At 43.2% G+C, this 16710-nt stretch carries 13 protein-coding genes and 1 tRNA gene; 12 read left to right on the top strand and 2 right to left on the bottom strand.

What is annotated here, in order from left to right; genetic code table 11:
• The 5 genes from tolB (at position 1) to ACED45_RS03810 (ending at position 5302) form a co-directional block, all read left to right on the top strand.
• On the top strand, positions 1-1353 hold the full coding sequence (gene tolB, locus ACED45_RS03830; RefSeq protein WP_060982374.1) for a Tol-Pal system beta propeller repeat protein TolB: 1353 nt from the start codon (positions 1-3) through the stop codon (positions 1351-1353).
• A 111-nt stretch (positions 1354-1464) separates the two neighbouring features.
• On the top strand, positions 1465-2007 hold the full coding sequence (gene pal / locus ACED45_RS03825) for a peptidoglycan-associated lipoprotein Pal (protein WP_017062069.1): 543 nt from the start codon (positions 1465-1467) through the stop codon (positions 2005-2007).
• A gap of 33 nt (positions 2008-2040) precedes the next feature.
• Complete coding sequence (gene ybgF / locus ACED45_RS03820; protein ID WP_146492168.1) at positions 2041-2823, top strand: tol-pal system protein YbgF; 783 nt, start codon at positions 2041-2043, stop codon at positions 2821-2823.
• A gap of 210 nt (positions 2824-3033) precedes the next feature.
• Positions 3034-4095, top strand: coding sequence for a quinolinate synthase NadA (nadA, locus tag ACED45_RS03815; RefSeq protein ID WP_017062067.1), 1062 nt, complete (start codon positions 3034-3036; stop codon positions 4093-4095).
• A 175-nt stretch (positions 4096-4270) separates the two neighbouring features.
• Complete coding sequence (locus tag ACED45_RS03810) at positions 4271-5302, top strand: potassium channel protein (RefSeq protein WP_371713338.1); 1032 nt, start codon at positions 4271-4273, stop codon at positions 5300-5302.
• Between the two features lie 76 nt (positions 5303-5378).
• Here ACED45_RS03810 and ACED45_RS03805 read toward each other — a convergent pair whose 3' ends face one another.
• Entirely contained in the window at positions 5379-5948 is a 570-nt protein-coding gene (locus ACED45_RS03805; protein WP_017062064.1) for a UPF0149 family protein, read from the bottom strand.
• A gap of 137 nt (positions 5949-6085) precedes the next feature.
• Between ACED45_RS03805 and ACED45_RS03800 the strand changes: the two genes are divergently transcribed.
• The 6 genes from ACED45_RS03800 to ACED45_RS03775 all read left to right on the top strand — a co-directional run bounded on the left by ACED45_RS03800 (position 6086) and on the right by ACED45_RS03775 (position 13668).
• Positions 6086-8572, top strand: a complete 2487-nt coding sequence (locus tag ACED45_RS03800; RefSeq protein WP_442806831.1) for an ATP-binding protein — start codon at positions 6086-6088, stop codon at positions 8570-8572.
• A gap of 248 nt (positions 8573-8820) precedes the next feature.
• Positions 8821-9270 carry an L-alanine exporter AlaE gene (locus tag ACED45_RS03795; protein ID WP_048616306.1) on the top strand — a complete coding sequence of 150 codons (450 nt, stop codon included), beginning with the start codon at positions 8821-8823 and terminating at the stop codon, positions 9268-9270.
• A 180-nt stretch (positions 9271-9450) separates the two neighbouring features.
• A tRNA-Ser gene (locus tag ACED45_RS03790) sits at positions 9451-9541 on the top strand.
• A 254-nt stretch (positions 9542-9795) separates the two neighbouring features.
• Positions 9796-11010 carry a sodium/glutamate symporter gene (gene gltS, locus ACED45_RS03785; RefSeq protein ID WP_146492166.1) on the top strand — a complete coding sequence of 405 codons (1215 nt, stop codon included), beginning with the start codon at positions 9796-9798 and terminating at the stop codon, positions 11008-11010.
• A 252-nt stretch (positions 11011-11262) separates the two neighbouring features.
• Positions 11263-12189, top strand: a complete 927-nt coding sequence (locus tag ACED45_RS03780) for a LysR family transcriptional regulator (RefSeq protein WP_371713336.1) — start codon at positions 11263-11265, stop codon at positions 12187-12189.
• Between the two features lie 225 nt (positions 12190-12414).
• A complete protein-coding gene (locus tag ACED45_RS03775) occupies positions 12415-13668 on the top strand; it encodes a D-amino acid dehydrogenase (RefSeq protein ID WP_371713335.1) in 1254 nt (417 codons plus the stop codon).
• Between the two features lie 117 nt (positions 13669-13785).
• Here ACED45_RS03775 and ACED45_RS03770 read toward each other — a convergent pair whose 3' ends face one another.
• Positions 13786-14565: an amino acid ABC transporter substrate-binding protein gene (locus tag ACED45_RS03770; RefSeq protein ID WP_146492163.1), complete on the bottom strand. Its 780-nt coding sequence runs from the start codon at positions 14563-14565 to the stop codon at positions 13786-13788.
• 499 nt (positions 14566-15064) lie between these two features.
• Here ACED45_RS03770 and ACED45_RS03765 point away from each other — a divergent pair, with 499 nt between their 5' ends.
• Complete coding sequence (locus ACED45_RS03765; protein WP_371713334.1) at positions 15065-16699, top strand: ABC transporter substrate-binding protein; 1635 nt, start codon at positions 15065-15067, stop codon at positions 16697-16699.
• Positions 16700-16710: the final 11 nt, after the last annotated feature.

Genomic DNA, 16710 nt, shown 5'->3' with positions numbered 1-16710 from the left:
GTGTTAAAGAAACTATTACTGAGTTTTGTTTTCTTAATAGCGACAAGCAGCCAGTTCGCACATGCGGCACTGGAGTTGGTTATTACAGACGGTATTAACTCTGCACGACCTATCGCTATTGTCCCTTTCCGTTGGGAAGGCGCGGGACCATTGCCACACGATGTATCAGCCGTTATCGCTTCTGACTTACAACGCAGTGGTAAATTCAGCCCGGTTGCAACAAGCAAAATGCCTCAAACGCCTTATAGCGAATCTGAGGTCAACTTTGATGCTTGGACTAACCTAGGCGTTGATTCATTGCTAACAGGTAGTATCACTAAAAATGCCGAAGGGCAGTATGTGGTGAACTACCAACTGATCGACATTGTTCGTGGTCAATTGACTAAAGGACAAAGCCGCGCACTAAGCGATGAAGGCCAATTGGTACTTTCTAAAGACCACGTGTTGTTCAACAAAAAAGCGACAGTGCCTGGTAAACGCTTGCGAGAGTATGCACACCGCATCTCTGACTTAGTGTATGAAGAACTCACCGGCGAAAAAGGGGCGTTCTTAACTCGTATCTCTTACGTGGTCGTTAACGACAAAGATAAATACCCGTACCAACTTCGTGTTGCTGACTACGATGGCTTTAACGAGCGTTTAGTTCTTCGTTCTAAGCAACCGCTCATGTCACCAGCATGGTCACCAGACGGTAAGAAACTTGCTTATGTGAGTTTCCAAAATGGCCAAGCGGAAATATTCATCATGAATATTTACACGGGTGAGCGTGAGAAAGTGACGTCATACCCTCGTCACAATGGTGCGCCAAGATTCTCACCAGATGGTAAAACATTGGCATTGGTATTGTCGAAAACAGGTAGCCTTCAGGTGTACACACTTGACCTTGCTAGCCGTAAGCTGACACAAATTACCCGTGGCCGTTCTAATAATACGGAACCATTCTGGCACCCAGATGGCAAGTCTCTTATTTTCACATCGGATCGTGGTGGTAAACCACAGATTTATAATGTAAATTTGTCAAATAATTCGACATCTCGTATTACTTGGCAAGGTAGCCAAAACTTAGGTGGCCAGATCACCCCTGATGGTCGATTCCTGATCATGGTGAATCGCAGTAACTCAGGTTTTAACTTGGCTAAGCAAGATTTGGAAACAGGTGCGGTTCAGGTACTAACAAAAACATTGTTAGATGAATCTCCAAGTATTGCACCGAATGGAGGTATGGTTATCTATAGCTCTATTTACAACAAAACTAACGTACTATCGATGGTTTCTATCGATGGCCGTTTTAAAGCTAGATTACCGGCAACCAACGGACGCGTAAGAGCGCCAGCGTGGTCACCGTTTCTCTAGTTAATTTGATACATTCTTTTAGCTATTGATAGTGTTAACTATTGTGGCAATTAACTATCTATAGCACTTAGTCGCTGTAGAAACTAAGTTTGATAACGTAAGGAAAAAAAGATGCAACTTAACAAAGTTCTTAAAGGCTTGATGATTGCACTACCAGTGATGGCAGTAACGGCATGTAGCTCAACTGATGAAGCAACATCTGCAACATCTGGTACAGAAAGCAACCAAACAACTTCAGGTTCAGAAGGCAACGTAGACACAACTGTTGTAACGCCAATTGACGCTAACGGTCAACTGTCTGAGCAAGAGCTTAAAGAGCAAGCGCTACGTGAAACTCAAACAATCTACTTCGCATTCGATAACTCTACTATCGCTGGCGATTACGAAGAAATGCTAGCAGCTCACGCAGCTTACCTAGTTAAAAACGTTGACATGAACGTTACTATCGAAGGTCACGCTGACGAGCGCGGTACTCCTGAGTACAACATCGCACTTGGCGAGCGCCGTGCACAAGCTGTAGCGAAATACCTACAAGCTCTAGGTGTTCAAGCAGACCAAATCTCTATCGTAAGCTACGGTGAAGAGAAGCCACTTCTTCTAGGTCAATCTGAAGATGTGTACGCTAAAAACCGTCGCGCAGTACTAGTTTACTAATTTTAGTAGACTATATAATTGAGGAATTGCCTCATGTTCAGTAACACAAAGCGAGTCATTTTGCTTTCGTTACTGGCAAGTGCAGCGAACACCACGTTCGCTGCACCAGCTCCAGTATCCGATCTCAATAGCACCGCAACCAATTCATCATCTTCCTCTCGATCAGCATCTAACGAATCAGATATTGAGCGTTTAGAGCGTCTGCTTCAAAATCGCAACCTCGTCCAACTTCAAATGCAACAGCAAATCGACGATATGGCACTGGAGATCAGTGAACTTCGCGGTGAGCTGGAACGAAATAGTTACGATATGAAGCAAATGCTAGAGCGTCAGCGTGAATTGTTCATTGAACTGGATCGCGTGAGAGGCGAGGTGAAAGCAGCAGGAACAGCAACGGTAGCAGTGGCGGTGGGCGAAGGCTCTAAAGACGCTTCTGGTACGTTTAGTACTGATGTGGATGAGCAAACCGCTTATCAAAATGCTGTAGATATGATTCTAAAGCAACGAGATTACACGGGTGCTATCGCAGCATTCCAAAAGTTTCAAAAAGACTTCCCAGATTCAACCTTCACACCTAACTCACATTACTGGTTAGGCCAGCTTTATTTCGCTAAGAAGCAAGATAAAGAAGCTGTGAAGAGCTTCGCTGCTGTTGTGTCTTACAAAGACTCAAACAAGCGAGCAGATGCACTGGTTAAGCTTGGTGACATAGCTGCGCGCAACAACAACGCGACGCAAGCTAAGAAATATTACCAACAAGTCGTAACCGAGTACCCAAACAGTGCTTCGGCTAAAGTGGCCAAAACCCACTTGTAAAACAAAATAGGGGTGCTTAGGCGCCTCTTTTTTATACCTGATTACTTCCGTTTGATGTTTACTTATCTTCTTTGTGGTGCCAACACGTCGCCTTGTTTATGCGTTTTAAGCATTAGCTAGCCACCGCTTGCAACCAATCCTTTTTGATCCCAATCGCTGTCCTGTGTAGAATACTCTAATTCTCGGAAGAAGTTGCGTAGAGCAAGAGCAATGAGTCATATACTAGATAAAATCGATACAGTTTACCCGTTTCCGCCTAAGCCAGTTCCATTGAGCGATGCTCAGAAACAGGCCCACATCGCAAACATCAAAAAACTACTTCAAGAAAAAGATGCAGTTCTAATTGCACACTACTACACCGATCCTGAAATTCAGGCTCTGGCAGAAGAAACTGGTGGTTTCGTTGGCGATTCATTAGAAATGGCTAAATTCGGTAACCGTCACTCAGCAAGCACTTTGATCATCGCTGGTGTTCGTTTCATGGGTGAGTCTGCAAAGATTCTTACTCCTGAAAAACGCATTCTAATGCCAACACTCGAAGCTGAATGTTCGCTTGATCTTGGTTGTCCGGCTGACAAATTCACAGAATTTTGTGATGCTCACCCTGACCACACCGTGGTTGTATACGCGAACACCTCTGCGGCTGTTAAAGCTCGTGCAGACTGGGTGGTTACGTCGAGCATCGCTTTAGAAATCGTTGAAAGCCTAGACGCTGAAGGCAAACCTATTATTTGGGGCCCAGACCGTCACCTAGGTTCTTACATCGCAAATCAAACCGGCGCTGACATGTTGCTTTGGCAAGGTGAGTGTATCGTTCATGATGAGTTCTCAGCTGATGCTTTGAAAAAAATGAAATCGGTATACCCAGAAGCGGCTATTTTGGTACACCCAGAATCACCAGCAAGCGTGGTTGAACTGGCTGATGCTGTAGGCTCAACAAGCCAGCTGATCAAGAAAGCAAAAGAGCTGCCTCATCCACAGATGATTGTGGCGACAGACAAAGGTATCTTCTTCAAGATGCAGCAATTGGTTCCTGAAAAAGAGCTGATTGAAGCGCCGACAGCGGGTGCTGGTGCAACGTGTCGTAGCTGTGCACACTGTCCTTGGATGGCAATGAACGGCCTTGAAGCGATTGAAAACGCACTTGAGAATGGTGGTGAGCAACACGAAATCTTCGTTTCTGACGAGCTACGTGTAAAGTCTCTTATCCCATTGAACCGCATGCTAGATTTCGCAGAGCAGTTAAATGTGCAGGTAAAAGGTAACGCGTAAGTCGTTCTTTTATCTAATCAATAAAAAAACCAGCCAATAGTGCTGGTTTTTTTGTGCCTGAGTATAGGCCGCTAATATCAATTTTGTGGTCATGTATCTTTTTCTTATGATACATCTTGTTGATATCGCGTATTTTTTCTAGCATGTAACTAAGAGAAATGGATTAGAGGCTCGAATGATAATCTGGTTACAACTCAAACGCTGGATCAAAGCAAACATCTTTGTTTTGAATGGCAAAAACTTACTGTTCACTTTTCTTGGCTACATCGCTCTATCGTGGCTGATGCTGTATTTGGCGGGTGAAACAGATTTAACCAGTTCGGTCACCGTATTCGCTTACTACTTGGTGGTAACGGCTTCTACAGTTGGTTATGGTGATTTATCACCGACCACGGTAGCGGGGCAGTGGATTGTTATTCTATTTGTGATTCCCGGTGGGTTGAGCCTTTTCGCCGCATTACTGGGTAAAGTGGCGACAGAAGGTGTTGAATATTGGCGAGCGGGCTTGCTAGGAAAAAGGAGAGTTAGAGTGGACAACCACATTTTGATGCTTGGATGGAATGAGCAAAGAACCATTCACCTCATTCGTATGTTACAGCATGAAGAAACGGGCAAGCGACCAATCGTGTTATGTACTCGTTCAGATATCGAGAACCCGTTACCCGGCGAAATCAATTTCGTTAAAGTAAACAGCTATACAGATGGCAAAGAGATGGAAAAAACGGGCATCGAGTCTGCCAGTTGTATCCTCATTGATAATCCTGAAGATGATATTACTTTATCTGCGGCGCTTTACTGTGCGAACCGTAACCCTAAAGCTCATCTTCTTGTTTACTTTAAAGACGAAGCATTGAGCGATTTGCTACACAAGCATTGTCCTAACTCAGAATGTATTCCAGCGGTGGGTGCAGAAATGTTGGCTAAGGCCGCGGTTGACCCGGGTTCAAGTGCGCTTCACCAAGAGCTATTGAGTTCAACAAGGGGCATGACACAGTATTCGACCTATTACCCAGAGAATTCTGAGCCAGTGACGGTTGCGCCGATTTTCTCTGTGTTTAAAGAGAAGTATCAAGCCACTTTGATTGCGATTGATACGGGAAGTGGCATTGAGCTCAACCCAGAACTCGACCAAGTTGTCAGCAGCGGTACTAAGTTGTTCTACATTGCCGATGAGCGGATTGATAATTTTGATTGGAAAGGCTTCTAAAGCCACTATTTTCACTTCGTCTGAAAACTAAAAAAGGCCTCATAATGAAGCCTTTTTGGCAGTATAAAACTCACTGTTATTGAGCTTCAGCCAGTGCAATACCACGTTGAGTTAGACCGCAAAGCATGACAGGAACAGCGTTAAAGATCTCTTCGAACTGCTCTAGGCCTTCGATGCCTTGCTCTGCAAGCGTAGCAATTGAAGTTTCTGGATCGTAAAGCATACTCAGTGAAAGTAATACGCCACCAACAAGCGCGTTGTCTTCGCTCTCTTCAGGCATTAGCGTTTCCCAATCATCACGAGCAATCTGCCAGCCTTGAAGCAAGCCTTCACAAAAATCACGAGCGGCAGTGTTAACCACTTCTTCGTCGTCTAATTGACAAGCTTCAGGCCAAACCCAAGTACCTTCAATCAGTTCTGGGCGAGTTTTATTCCAAAGCTCGATGATAACTTCAATGTAGCTTTCTAGCTGTTCACCATCCGTAAAAGGCGCGACTTCTTCGCCACCCCATAAGAACGGTAGCCACTCATGCGGGGTTAACACATTCGGTGCCGCTGCCATTGCAGTGACAAAACCCATTGTTTTGTGTTCTGTGATTAGCTTTCCTTCCAACTCTGGAAGCGCAAGAATATCTTGTAAAGTCAAAGTGAGGTACCGTAAAGGGAACATATTTGCGCTTATAGTACCAATGAACTTGTGCCAATCAAGCTTCAATCTAAAAAGGCTTGATGTCATGGATGATAAACACTAGGTTTAACAGAAAAGAAAACAATAAAAGAATTATGCAGATACGGTCGTCTTTAAAGAAAAAAAGCATGGTAGCGCTTGGATTATACCTTGCGATGTTTATTGCCATTGTCGGTAGTGTGACGTATTACGTCGTAGAATCCCCTGTGCGCGCCAAATTACAACAAAACCTCGACTTACGTACGCAACTATTATCCGCATTGATTACAGAGCCACTCAGCAGCTCTCAAGGCTTTGTTGATAGTTTAGTGGGATTTGCACAAGCGCATCGTAACGGTGATGACGTCACTCTGCTACTGAAGTCAATGCTTGCAGCGAGCGATGATACGATCGTTAGCGCAGGTATTTGGCCAGAGCCTTATGCGCTTGATTCTAAAAAGCTCCTTAATGGTCATTTTTTCAATAAAGCAGACGATGGCAAGATTGACCAGTTGTTTTCTTACAACAATCCTAAAAATACCCCGTATCAAGAAGAGTATTGGTACACCTCTGTAGCCAATAAAAAACAAGGAACGATCTCTTGGAGCGACGTGTATATTGATCCCTACACGCACGTACGGATGATCACTGCTTCATCCCCTTACTACTATGCAGGCGTTTTTTCCGGCGTTGCGACGGTGGATCTCTCGCTTGAAGAGCTGCTTGGCTTCATCAAGAACCACGCCGAAGAGTACAATCTTGGTATTATGCTCAGAGATAAACTCAATCAAGTGTTGGTGTCCCATAACTTCAATCTCGTTGAAGGGATCTACATCAGTAGCAATCAATTTGGTGACTTCGGTTGGCAAGTGGATGTGGTGAACTCCAAGTCACGGGTAGCGGACGAGGTGTTTCGTCAGGTAATGAGTATTGAGGGCGGTATTGTACCCTTGTTACTACTCTGTGTGATGGCGGGTTATTACTTACTTAACCGTTACTTAATCAGTCCAATCACCAACATTGCCACTCAAGTAAACAGTTCGAAGGCCGGTGAAGTGATTGACGTTGATTATTCAAGCCACGATGAGATCGGCCACCTGATTAAAACCTTCAATGAGAAGACGGTGTATCTCGAAGCTGAAAAAGTGAAAGCACAAGCATCTACCAATGCTAAAACCGCTTTCCTAGCGACACTGTCACATGAAATTCGTACCCCTATGAATGGTGTATTGGGTACTGCTCAGATCCTATTAAAAACGCCTCTAAATTCTGAGCAAGAGAAGCATCTCAAGAGTTTGTATGAGTCCGGCGATCATATGATGACCCTACTCAACGAGATCTTAGACTTCTCGAAGATCGAGCAGGGTAGATTGGATCTTGATGAAACGCGTTTCCCGCTTGATTCGATCATCGGCAGTATTAACAGTGTTTACTACACATTGTCTTCCGAGAAAGGGCTTCAATTCAAAGTGTACTCTGAGGTGCCTTCTGGTCGTTGGTACTTCTCAGATAAAGCCCGCCTTCGCCAAATTTTGTTTAATTTATTGAACAACGCAGTGAAGTTTACCTCCAGAGGCTTTGTTGAGGTGTACCTTAAAGAAGTCGTAGACGGGAGTGACACTTATCTTAGTATTCGAGTTCGTGATACAGGGATTGGTATCTCTAAAGAAGCTCAAAAGCGTATTTTTAAACCGTTTGAACAAGCGGAGTCTTCCACTACAAGGCGTTTTGGCGGTACTGGTCTTGGCTTAGCGATTGTGAAGAAAATTGCCCAGCTGATGGATGGCAGTATCACCGTTACCAGTGAAGAGGGGATAGGCACTAGCTTTGATGTTCGCTTGAAGATTCAGCCATGTCAGCCTGGTGAAATAGAGAGCTTGCCACACAAGAAACTGGACTACTCCGGCTTAAAAGTATTGATTGTCGAGGACAACCGAACTAACACGGTGATCATTGAAACTTTCATGAGCAGTAAAGGATTCATTTGTAAGAGCGTCGAGAATGGTGAGTTAGCGATACAAGCCGCGGTTGCTGAGCGCTTTGATTTGATACTCATGGATAACCATATGCCAGTGATGGATGGTGTTGAATCAACCACTGCTATTCGTGCTTTGATAGGTGATGTGTCATCGGTATTGGTGTTTGGTTGTACGGCTGATGTCTTTAAAGAGACTCGCGAGCGTATGCTGGGGGCGGGTGTGGATTATATTATCGCTAAGCCGATTGATGAGCGTGAACTGGATGATGCCTTGTTCCGCTATTCAAATAAGCTTTACCAATACCATGACGTAAAAGCGGATGAGCTCGAAAGCCAAGACGTAAAACAACACGATTCAAAAAGTACAAGCGAGTCATTGCCTAAACCTGATCTTCGCAACAAAGATAACACTGAAGAGCTATTAGTGACGCTGTATGTGGCGCTAGAAGACAACAACCTAGAACTGATTCAATTTGCACTAGAGAGTCTACGTGTCCACGTTGAACCTATGAACAACGCTGAACTTACTTATCAAGTCGATAAAGCGTTAGAGCAGGTTTCTTTAGGAGCACCACCTACACAAGATGTCATTAATATCATTACTGTAAATCTACCGATGGCTTAAATGTTGTTTAATTACGGTAAGTAAATGACGAATCGTCCAATATTTGACCTTGGTTTGATTTTTTGGTGGAAGATGCTGCTTTTGAAGAGGTTTTTGGTTGTTAATTTACAACTTGATTTTTAATTTGGAATGTATGACTGCTAATCTTATGATTTAATAGCGACATTATCTGGTAGGGTGTAAATACACCTTGTTTATATGTTACTAATTCACTCAATAGGCAGTGATATATTTTAGGTTTGGCGTCAATGAAGTCTCGTGGTCCATTTTGTATTCGAAACGCAGCTGCGGATACATTTGCTATGGTCGTTTTCTGTTTTATTTCAGGCATGATCGTAGAAGTGTTTATTTCTGGTATGACGTTTGAGCAATCTCTTGCTTCTCGAACGTTATCTATTCCGGTAAACATTGCTATCGCTTGGCCTTATGGCGTTTTTCGTGATTGGTTCTTGCGCAATGGTGCTAAACTTTCACAAAGCTCATTGATGAAAAATTTGTCTGATTTGATGGCATACGTGTTATTCCAGTCTCCTGTGTATGCAGGTATTTTGTTGGCAGTAGGTGCTTCAGGCGACCAGATCGTGACGGCTGTAACCAGTAATGCAGTTATCTCGTGCGGTATGGGCGTACTTTACGGCTACTTCCTAGATATGTGTCGTAAATGGTTTCGAGTTCCAGGCTACTATCAACAAGCTTAAGAAAAGCAACAAGCGTAAGTGTAGTGAAAGAATGAAATTTGGTTTGTTTTTGATCTAATGAGTTAATTTGTAATCGAACAAACCGAAAAAGGCACTTTTTTTGAGAATGCCCCTTGACCAAAGCAAGCAGAATCAATAAAGTAGCGCCTCGTTGAGTGACATGCTCAACACACAATTTGTGGAAGGATGGCTGAGTGGCTTAAGGCGCTCGCCTGGAAAGCGAGTATACGTTTATAGCGTATCTGGGGTTCAAATCCCCATCCTTCCACCACTATTCAAAACCCTAGCAGAAATGCTGGGGTTTTCTCGTTTTAGAGCCCCTATATTCCACCTCACCTGTATATCTCCCTAGTATCCGTTCCTTTAATCATTTCTTTATAGTTATTACCTCTATTAATACCGTCGCAGAATCAACCATATTAGGTGTTTTTATCATCGATAATCGCTTGATTTTTTGACATGAATCTAGATTATTAATAGTACGCAATATTATGAATAATCTAACTATTAGGAATCCATAGTCCCATGACAGAAACCCTAGTTTCTCCAATGCTCTCTTTTACGATCGCGATTTCGTTACTGTTTATCGGTAAAGGTTTGATTGAGCGATCTGAAGTATTAAGAAAGTATTCACTGCCAGAGCCTGTGATTGGTGGCTTTGTCTGCGCAGCGACCGTAGCAGCGCTTTACTATATTTTTGAAATCCAAATCACCTTTAGTCTAGATGTCAGAGACTTTTTGCTGCTTTACTTTTTTGCTGGTATTGGACTTCAAGCGGATATTAAGACTTTAGTTAAGGGCGGGCGGCCGTTGTTTATCCTGCTTTGTCTCGCTTCGACTTTTATTGTCCTTCAAAACGTTGTTGGCATGGCTGTCGCGTCGGGTTTTGGTATGGACGCGAAAGCGGGTTTGTTGTCAGGATCTATCAGTCTAATTGGCGGTGTTGGTACGACACTAGCGTGGGCGCCAATGTTTGTGGAAGAGTTTGGTATTGCTAACGCGCTAGAGCTCGGTGTGGCTTCCAACACGGTTGGTTTGATTGCAGCGTGTGTGATTGGTGGTCCGATTGCCAACTACCTACTCAATAAACACAAAGTGAGCCCTTCTAATGAAGAAGAGGTGACGGTTGGTGCATACCAAGAGAGTGAGACAAAAACAGAGCTAAGCCACTATGGCGTTCTGTGGGCATGGTTGATTCTAAACCTGACACTTATGCTGGGTTATAGCTTAAGTGAAGTTATTGACTCAATGGGGTTGAAACTGCCGTTATTCGTTAGCTGTTTGATCGCAGGTATCTTAATCGGAAACGTCGGTCGCGCACTGTTTAAGAAGCGTCGTACACAAGAGAAAATCGCTCAAGGCCGCAAAGGCTTAGCGATGATCTCTGACATCTGTTTGGGTATGTTCTTGACCATGGCCTTGATGGGACTGCGTATCTGGGATCTTGATGGGTTGTTTGGCTATATCTCTGTGGTCATGAGTATCCAGATCTTGCTTTCACTTCTGTTTACGATATTCGTCGTTTATTACTTGATGGGACGAAACTACGACTCTGTGGTGATATGCTCAGGCTTCGGTGGTATCACTTTAGGCTCGACTGCGACAGCAATTGTTAACATGACAGCCGTAACTCACCGCTATGGCGCAAGCCCACAAGCATTTATTGTGGTGCCATTAGTGTGTGGTTTCTTTGTCGATCTGATCAACGCGCTAGTGATTAGTTTCTTTGTTGGTCTGTAAGTGAAGTGACGGGTTGTTAACTGCTTGAGACTAGCACCTGATTCATGACCATAAAGGCGATGACGAAAGTTGTCGCCTTTGTTTTATCGACAGCAAGCTAAAACACCTATATCAGCCTTTGATGTGATGTCTTGAAGTGACTCGGTGCACAAGTTAGTAAGAGCAATTACGATCTTGATAAATTGGGATACATGTTGCTGCTCAATTTGTGAGACGCTTGATTAAGTGTTAGTTAAATCACAAGGAAGTTGAATGCACCACTTTAATATCCGCGCGCTGGAATACCTTAATGCTTTATCGAAATATGGGTCGTTACGTAAGGCATCTAAGATGATGAATGTTGACCCCGCGGCAATGAGTAGAATGTTGACACAGCTTGAAGCGCAAGCGGAAATCAAAGTATGGGAACGCAACAATCGTCAATCACTGCTGACTGAGGCGGGCAACGAACTGTTGAATTACTACCGTTCTATTGTTCGTAGTGAAACGGCGGTACTGGCTCGTCTAACTAAGTTGAAAAACCTCAAGGGCGGCAATGTCAGTATTGCCATCGGTGAAGGATTTATTACCAACTTGGTGTCAAAGCCTATGCAAACCTTCATGGCTCGATACCCTGATATCAACCTTTCTATTGAGATTGCTGGTGCATTGGATGCAGTCAAGATGTTGGAAGATCAACAAATCGATTTCGCGATCACCTATGCGTCTGCACCTCACCCTAAACTATACTCCCACGTTGAACGCAGTCATCCGCTCGAATTGATTGCTCCGAAGGGGCACTTTCTTACGATGAAAGAAGCGCCTGTGGTCATGCAAGATATTCAAGATGCTTCTCTCGCCTTGATCGATAACTCGACCGGTATGGGGAGGCTGGTAAAGCAGGCCGAACAAATCTCCCACCTTACCTTGCAGCCAAAGCTTCAAACCAATTCGGTGACCGCACTGACTAACTTTGTTTCAGCTGGATTAGGCGTAACTTTTATGCCTAAGCTCACTGTGATCGATGAGATCAAGTCAGGACAGATTGAAGTGGTTGCGACCGAGTTGGAGATGCTATCGAAGGCGACGGTGAAAGTTCAATCTTTGAAAGGTCGCGCTCTCACGCTACAGGCCGAAACCTTGTTAGATTTCTTACTTGAAAATGCTACTTTCTTGAGTCATGACGCTTACAATATCTAGGCTTAATCGATTTATTTAGCGACGCCTCCTAAGCTCCCAAATACCGCCAATATCACAGTTTCAAACTGCCGAATTAGTTTTTAAGTAGAATTGACATTTTATCAACACCATCTCTATTGTTAAGTCAACATGTGCGGAATAAGTTACAAATCATTAACGAAACGAGTTTTAGACTGACAGCTGTGTTCGGCAGATTTTGGCCTTGTCGGACATTAGGGGAAGAGAATGGAAGTAATTGTGATTGGCAGCGGTGTTATTGGCTTGACCAGTGCTTGGTATCTGGCGAAAGAGGGCCACTCGGTGACGGTTATTGATCGTCAAGATAGTAGTGGCAAGGAAACCAGCTTTGCGAATGCAGGGCAGATTTCTTACGGCTATTCTTCACCATGGGCGGCGCCTGGGATTCCGTTGAAAGCAATGAAATGGCTTACCCAAGAGCACGCTCCGTTAAAAGTGAAACCGTCACTTTCTCCGGAATTAGTTACTTGGGCGAGTAAGATGCTGGCCAACTGTAATGAAGCCAAGTACGCCGTGAATAAGTCACGCATGTTAAGAGTGGCAAACTTCAGTCGAGAGTGTCTCACTCATCTAAGAACCAGTGAAGATTTGGCTTATGAGGGCAGGCAGAAAGGCACCTTGCAAGTATTCCGAAGCGAGAAGCAACTCGATGCGATTCAGCAGGATATGAAGCTATTAACAGAGAGTGGAATCAAACACTCGCTGTTTGATGTTGAACAGTGTCTATCAGTGGAGTCGGGTTTAGCGGACGTTAAAGACAAACTGGTGGGCGGCTTATATTTACCTCATGATGAAACCGGTGATTGTCATCAGTTCTGTTTAGCGCTGACTGAGAAGGCCAAGCAACTTGGTGTTAGGTTCGTGTTTGATACTGAAGTGGTAAGTTTGAATCATCAGAATCAAAACATCGAGAGTATTACAACGACTCAAGGTGTATTCAAAGCGGACGCTTACGTAGTTGCATCAGGCAGTTATTCTCGAGGTCTGTTGAGACAAGTCGACTTGTCGATCCCGGTTTATCCAGTTAAAGGTTATTCACTAACACTACCGATCGTGAATGCAGATAAGTCACCAACCTCGACTGTTATGGATGAAACCTACAAGGTAGCGATGACGCGATTTGATGATCGTATTCGCATTGCAGGGACGGCAGAACTTGCAGGTTTCAACTACCTGATTCCAGAAAAACGCAAAGCCACGATTGATATGGTGATAAAAGATCTTTTCCCACAGGCGGGGGATTTCTCTAAGGCAGAATACTGGACAGGGTTAAGGCCAATGACACCAGATGGTACGCCTATAATCGGCGAAACGCCTATCAAGAATCTATTTACCAATACAGGCCATGGAACATTAGGTTGGACAATGGCATGTGGCTCAGGAAAGATCTTGGCAAGCGTGGTCAGTGGCTCTGCCAGTGATATTAAAACTGATGACTTAAGTATCCATCGCTATATGTAAAAGCAAGCCGTTAGCTATCTTGCCTATGGCTTGATGATAGCGACATTAGGAGCATAAATAGGATGCTCCTAATGTTGTAAATCTAGGTGCATGGTTTTAAGTTTCTTCTATTTATAATCACGAGATGAATTGAGACTTAAATGATCTTAGCTCTGGCGGTAGCTCCTTATTTACCAGGTTAATAGCTTTACGATGTTCTAATCCAATGGATCTCACTACGTCCCCAAAATGTTGGTTAAATAGTGAATCAAACTTACCGCTGAGCATGTGTTCTTGCAGTTTGTCATCCAGTAATTGAGCTAGTTGTGCTTTGTCTGGGTGGACATAGAAGACCAGTGGAAGAGGGTAATAAAGCACAATACTTTTTTCTATGACTAACCCATTCAGAGAATTGGTGTGTTCTTGGTATATGCTTTCTACTTCATTGGCACCGAGTGACACATAATCACATTTTTTATCTGAGAGAAGTTTAAGAGTCTCTGGTAACGTTCCTTGCTCTAGTACTCGATATCCATTTGCTCTAAACAGCTCAGCATCAGCCCATGTGGCAGGAATTCCAGCGATAAGTGATTTCAGTTTATTGCTGTTGATATTATGGAATGTGGGTTGATCTTGTTCCCTAATTATTAGGATACGGTGCCCTAGTAAGCCTTTACAAATTGGAGAGTTGAGTTTGATTGTAGGCTTATCCGCAAATTTACGGTTTCCCGCCACCGTGACGAGTACATCATAATTCTTGCGGAATATATTTCCTTCATCCTCAGCCCTTGGAAAGTCAGTATTATCGCTGTGAACGACAATAGGTTCGTTCGGATCCCAATTCAACAAGCTATGAATTAGCTCCAACTCATAGTGCTGTCTTTTACCTGATTTATTGCCATTCCAAAAGTTAAACATAGTTGTCCTAAGGGGTAACTTACATTTCATGACTGGTATGCTGACATAGGTTCGGCACTCAAGAAAGCGCTTTCTTTTGTTTTTGAGAGAACCATATATAGATACAGTTTATGAATGTTGAGAATCGTGATGGAAAGGCTATTTTAAAGAAAGCACATAAGTTTATTGATGGGTGAGAGATTCGATGATTAGGGAAGACGATGGAGTACCATTGGTGGATTTTAACTTATTGTTTTTAATTTATTTTTCGTGTTAGTAAACAATTAATGTGACGAATGGCACTGTTGTGTATTTCTATTCTCAATCTATTCTAAATTTGTGATCTATGGTTCGTTTCACCGAAATGTAAGTTGAAGAATCATTCTATCGGCTTATTATCCACCTAAAGAAAGCGGTTTCTTGATGCAAGTAGCCGATAGTGAATACGAAAACACCCCCTTTTTTTAAAGTTAAAAGAAAGTGCTTTCTTTCTGGTTATTATCATTAAAAGGACAACGTGATGCACAAAAAGACATTGATTGCTTCGCTCGCCATTGGAGCTTTATTCGGAGCCTCTGTACAAGCAGATGAAGTTAAGCTGGGTGGTACACTAACGGTGCCAATTATCAATACTGGCTTTGTTGAAAACTTTAACCCTTATACAACTAAAGACTTACTGCATGGGGTAATGTTTGAGCCATTGGTCGTATTCAACAACATGACAGGTGATGTTGATTATCGCCTGGCTGAGTCGGTTGAGTATTCAACTGACCTGAAAACATTGACGCTTAAGTTACGAGAGAATTTGAAGTGGTCTGATGGTTCAAAGTTAACTGCAGACGACGTTGTTTTTAGCTTTATGTTGACTAAAGAGGCACCAGCTTTTGACCAGAAAGGTATTTGGTCTTCAGGTAACTTAAAAGAAATCAAATCTATTGACGCGCGAACTGTCGTGTTTGAGCTGACGGAAGCGGATTCTACATTTGCTTGGAACTTAGAGCGCTACCATATTGTACCAAAGTATATTTGGTCGAAAGTTGAAGAGCTGACAACGTTTACCAACCTTAACCCGGTAGGTAGTGGCCCAATGACGACGGTTAAATACATTAAACCGCAACAGATGGAGCTGTGCCGAAACCCAAATTACTATTTAGAAAATAGACCTTATTTAGATTGCATCAACTTCCGTTCTTACAATGACAACTCTCAGATCCAACCTGCCTTAATCAAAGGTGAGATTGATTGGGGTTCAAATTTTATTGCTGACGTTGAGTCAACATTTGTCGATATGGATAAAGAAAATAACCATTTTTGGTATCCAGCGAATGATGCGATCCACCTTTACGTAAATACCAAAGAAGCGCCATTTGATGACCTAAGAGTACGACAAGCACTTTCTATGGCACTTGATCGTGAAACCATCGTTGATATTGCTGCCTACGGTTATCCGACTGCAAACTTCAATGCTGGTGGCATCGGTGAGCTATACGAAACGCACATTGATAAAAATATATCTAAGAAATATGGCTATCTAACTAAGTACGATGTTGAAAGAGCAAACGCTTTACTTGATGAAGCGGGCTTAGTTGACAAAAACGGTGATGGATTCCGCGACAAAGCAAACGGGGAAACGGTTGAGTTTGATATTGAGGTTGTAAACGGTTGGACCGACTGGATCCAAGTGGTTCAGATGGTATCTGAATACTTTGAAGAAGTGGGTGTGAAAGCAAACGTTAAGACCGTGGATTGGGCGGTATATGACAGCAATTTGAAAGAAAGCAAATATACCATGTCAATTAACTGGTCAATGGTAGCGACAAATCCAATCTTGGCGTACCAAGAGTACTTCTCAACGTCTCGAATCGGAAAAACTTGGCATGCTGGTCACGGTGTTAATTCACCAGAAATCGACGCATTGATCGACAGCTTCGGCAAAATTGGTGATGCAGAGCAGCAAGAGAAAGTGTTGAGTGAACTTCAGGAGTTTACCGCTGAAAACCTTCCCTTTATCCCTCTATTTTCTAACCCAACTTGGTTCCAATACAGTACTAAACGTATTGTTGGTTGGCCAAGTGAAAAAGACCCATACGTACAGCCAGTATGGTACGACGGTGGTAAGAGAGTAATTATTCTCAACAATCTACACCTTAAGTAAGTTATTTTTGA

Source organism: Vibrio crassostreae (assembly GCF_041439375.1).
GTDB lineage: Bacteria > Pseudomonadota > Gammaproteobacteria > Enterobacterales > Vibrionaceae > Vibrio > Vibrio crassostreae_D.
The sequence above is the reverse complement of the archived record's forward strand: the minus strand, read 5'-3'. Positions and strand labels throughout refer to the sequence as shown.

Excerpts from the sequence above, each read along its gene's own strand:
- pal (WP_017062069.1), top strand. The coding sequence starts at position 1,465 with ATGCAACTTAACAAAGTTCTTAAAGGCTTGATGATTGCACTACCAGTG.
- ybgF (WP_146492168.1), top strand. The coding sequence starts at position 2,041 with ATGTTCAGTAACACAAAGCGAGTCATTTTGCTTTCGTTACTGGCAAGT.
- nadA (WP_017062067.1), top strand. The coding sequence starts at position 3,034 with ATGAGTCATATACTAGATAAAATCGATACAGTTTACCCGTTTCCGCCT.
- ACED45_RS03810 (WP_371713338.1), top strand. The coding sequence starts at position 4,271 with ATGATAATCTGGTTACAACTCAAACGCTGGATCAAAGCAAACATCTTT.
- ACED45_RS03800 (WP_442806831.1), top strand. The coding sequence starts at position 6,086 with ATGCAGATACGGTCGTCTTTAAAGAAAAAAAGCATGGTAGCGCTTGGA.
- ACED45_RS03795 (WP_048616306.1), top strand. The coding sequence starts at position 8,821 with ATGAAGTCTCGTGGTCCATTTTGTATTCGAAACGCAGCTGCGGATACA.
- gltS (WP_146492166.1), top strand. The coding sequence starts at position 9,796 with ATGACAGAAACCCTAGTTTCTCCAATGCTCTCTTTTACGATCGCGATT.
- ACED45_RS03780 (WP_371713336.1), top strand. The coding sequence starts at position 11,263 with ATGCACCACTTTAATATCCGCGCGCTGGAATACCTTAATGCTTTATCG.
- ACED45_RS03775 (WP_371713335.1), top strand. The coding sequence starts at position 12,415 with ATGGAAGTAATTGTGATTGGCAGCGGTGTTATTGGCTTGACCAGTGCT.
- ACED45_RS03770 (WP_146492163.1), bottom strand. The coding sequence starts at position 14,565 with ATGTTTAACTTTTGGAATGGCAATAAATCAGGTAAAAGACAGCACTAT.
- ACED45_RS03765 (WP_371713334.1), top strand. The coding sequence starts at position 15,065 with ATGCACAAAAAGACATTGATTGCTTCGCTCGCCATTGGAGCTTTATTC.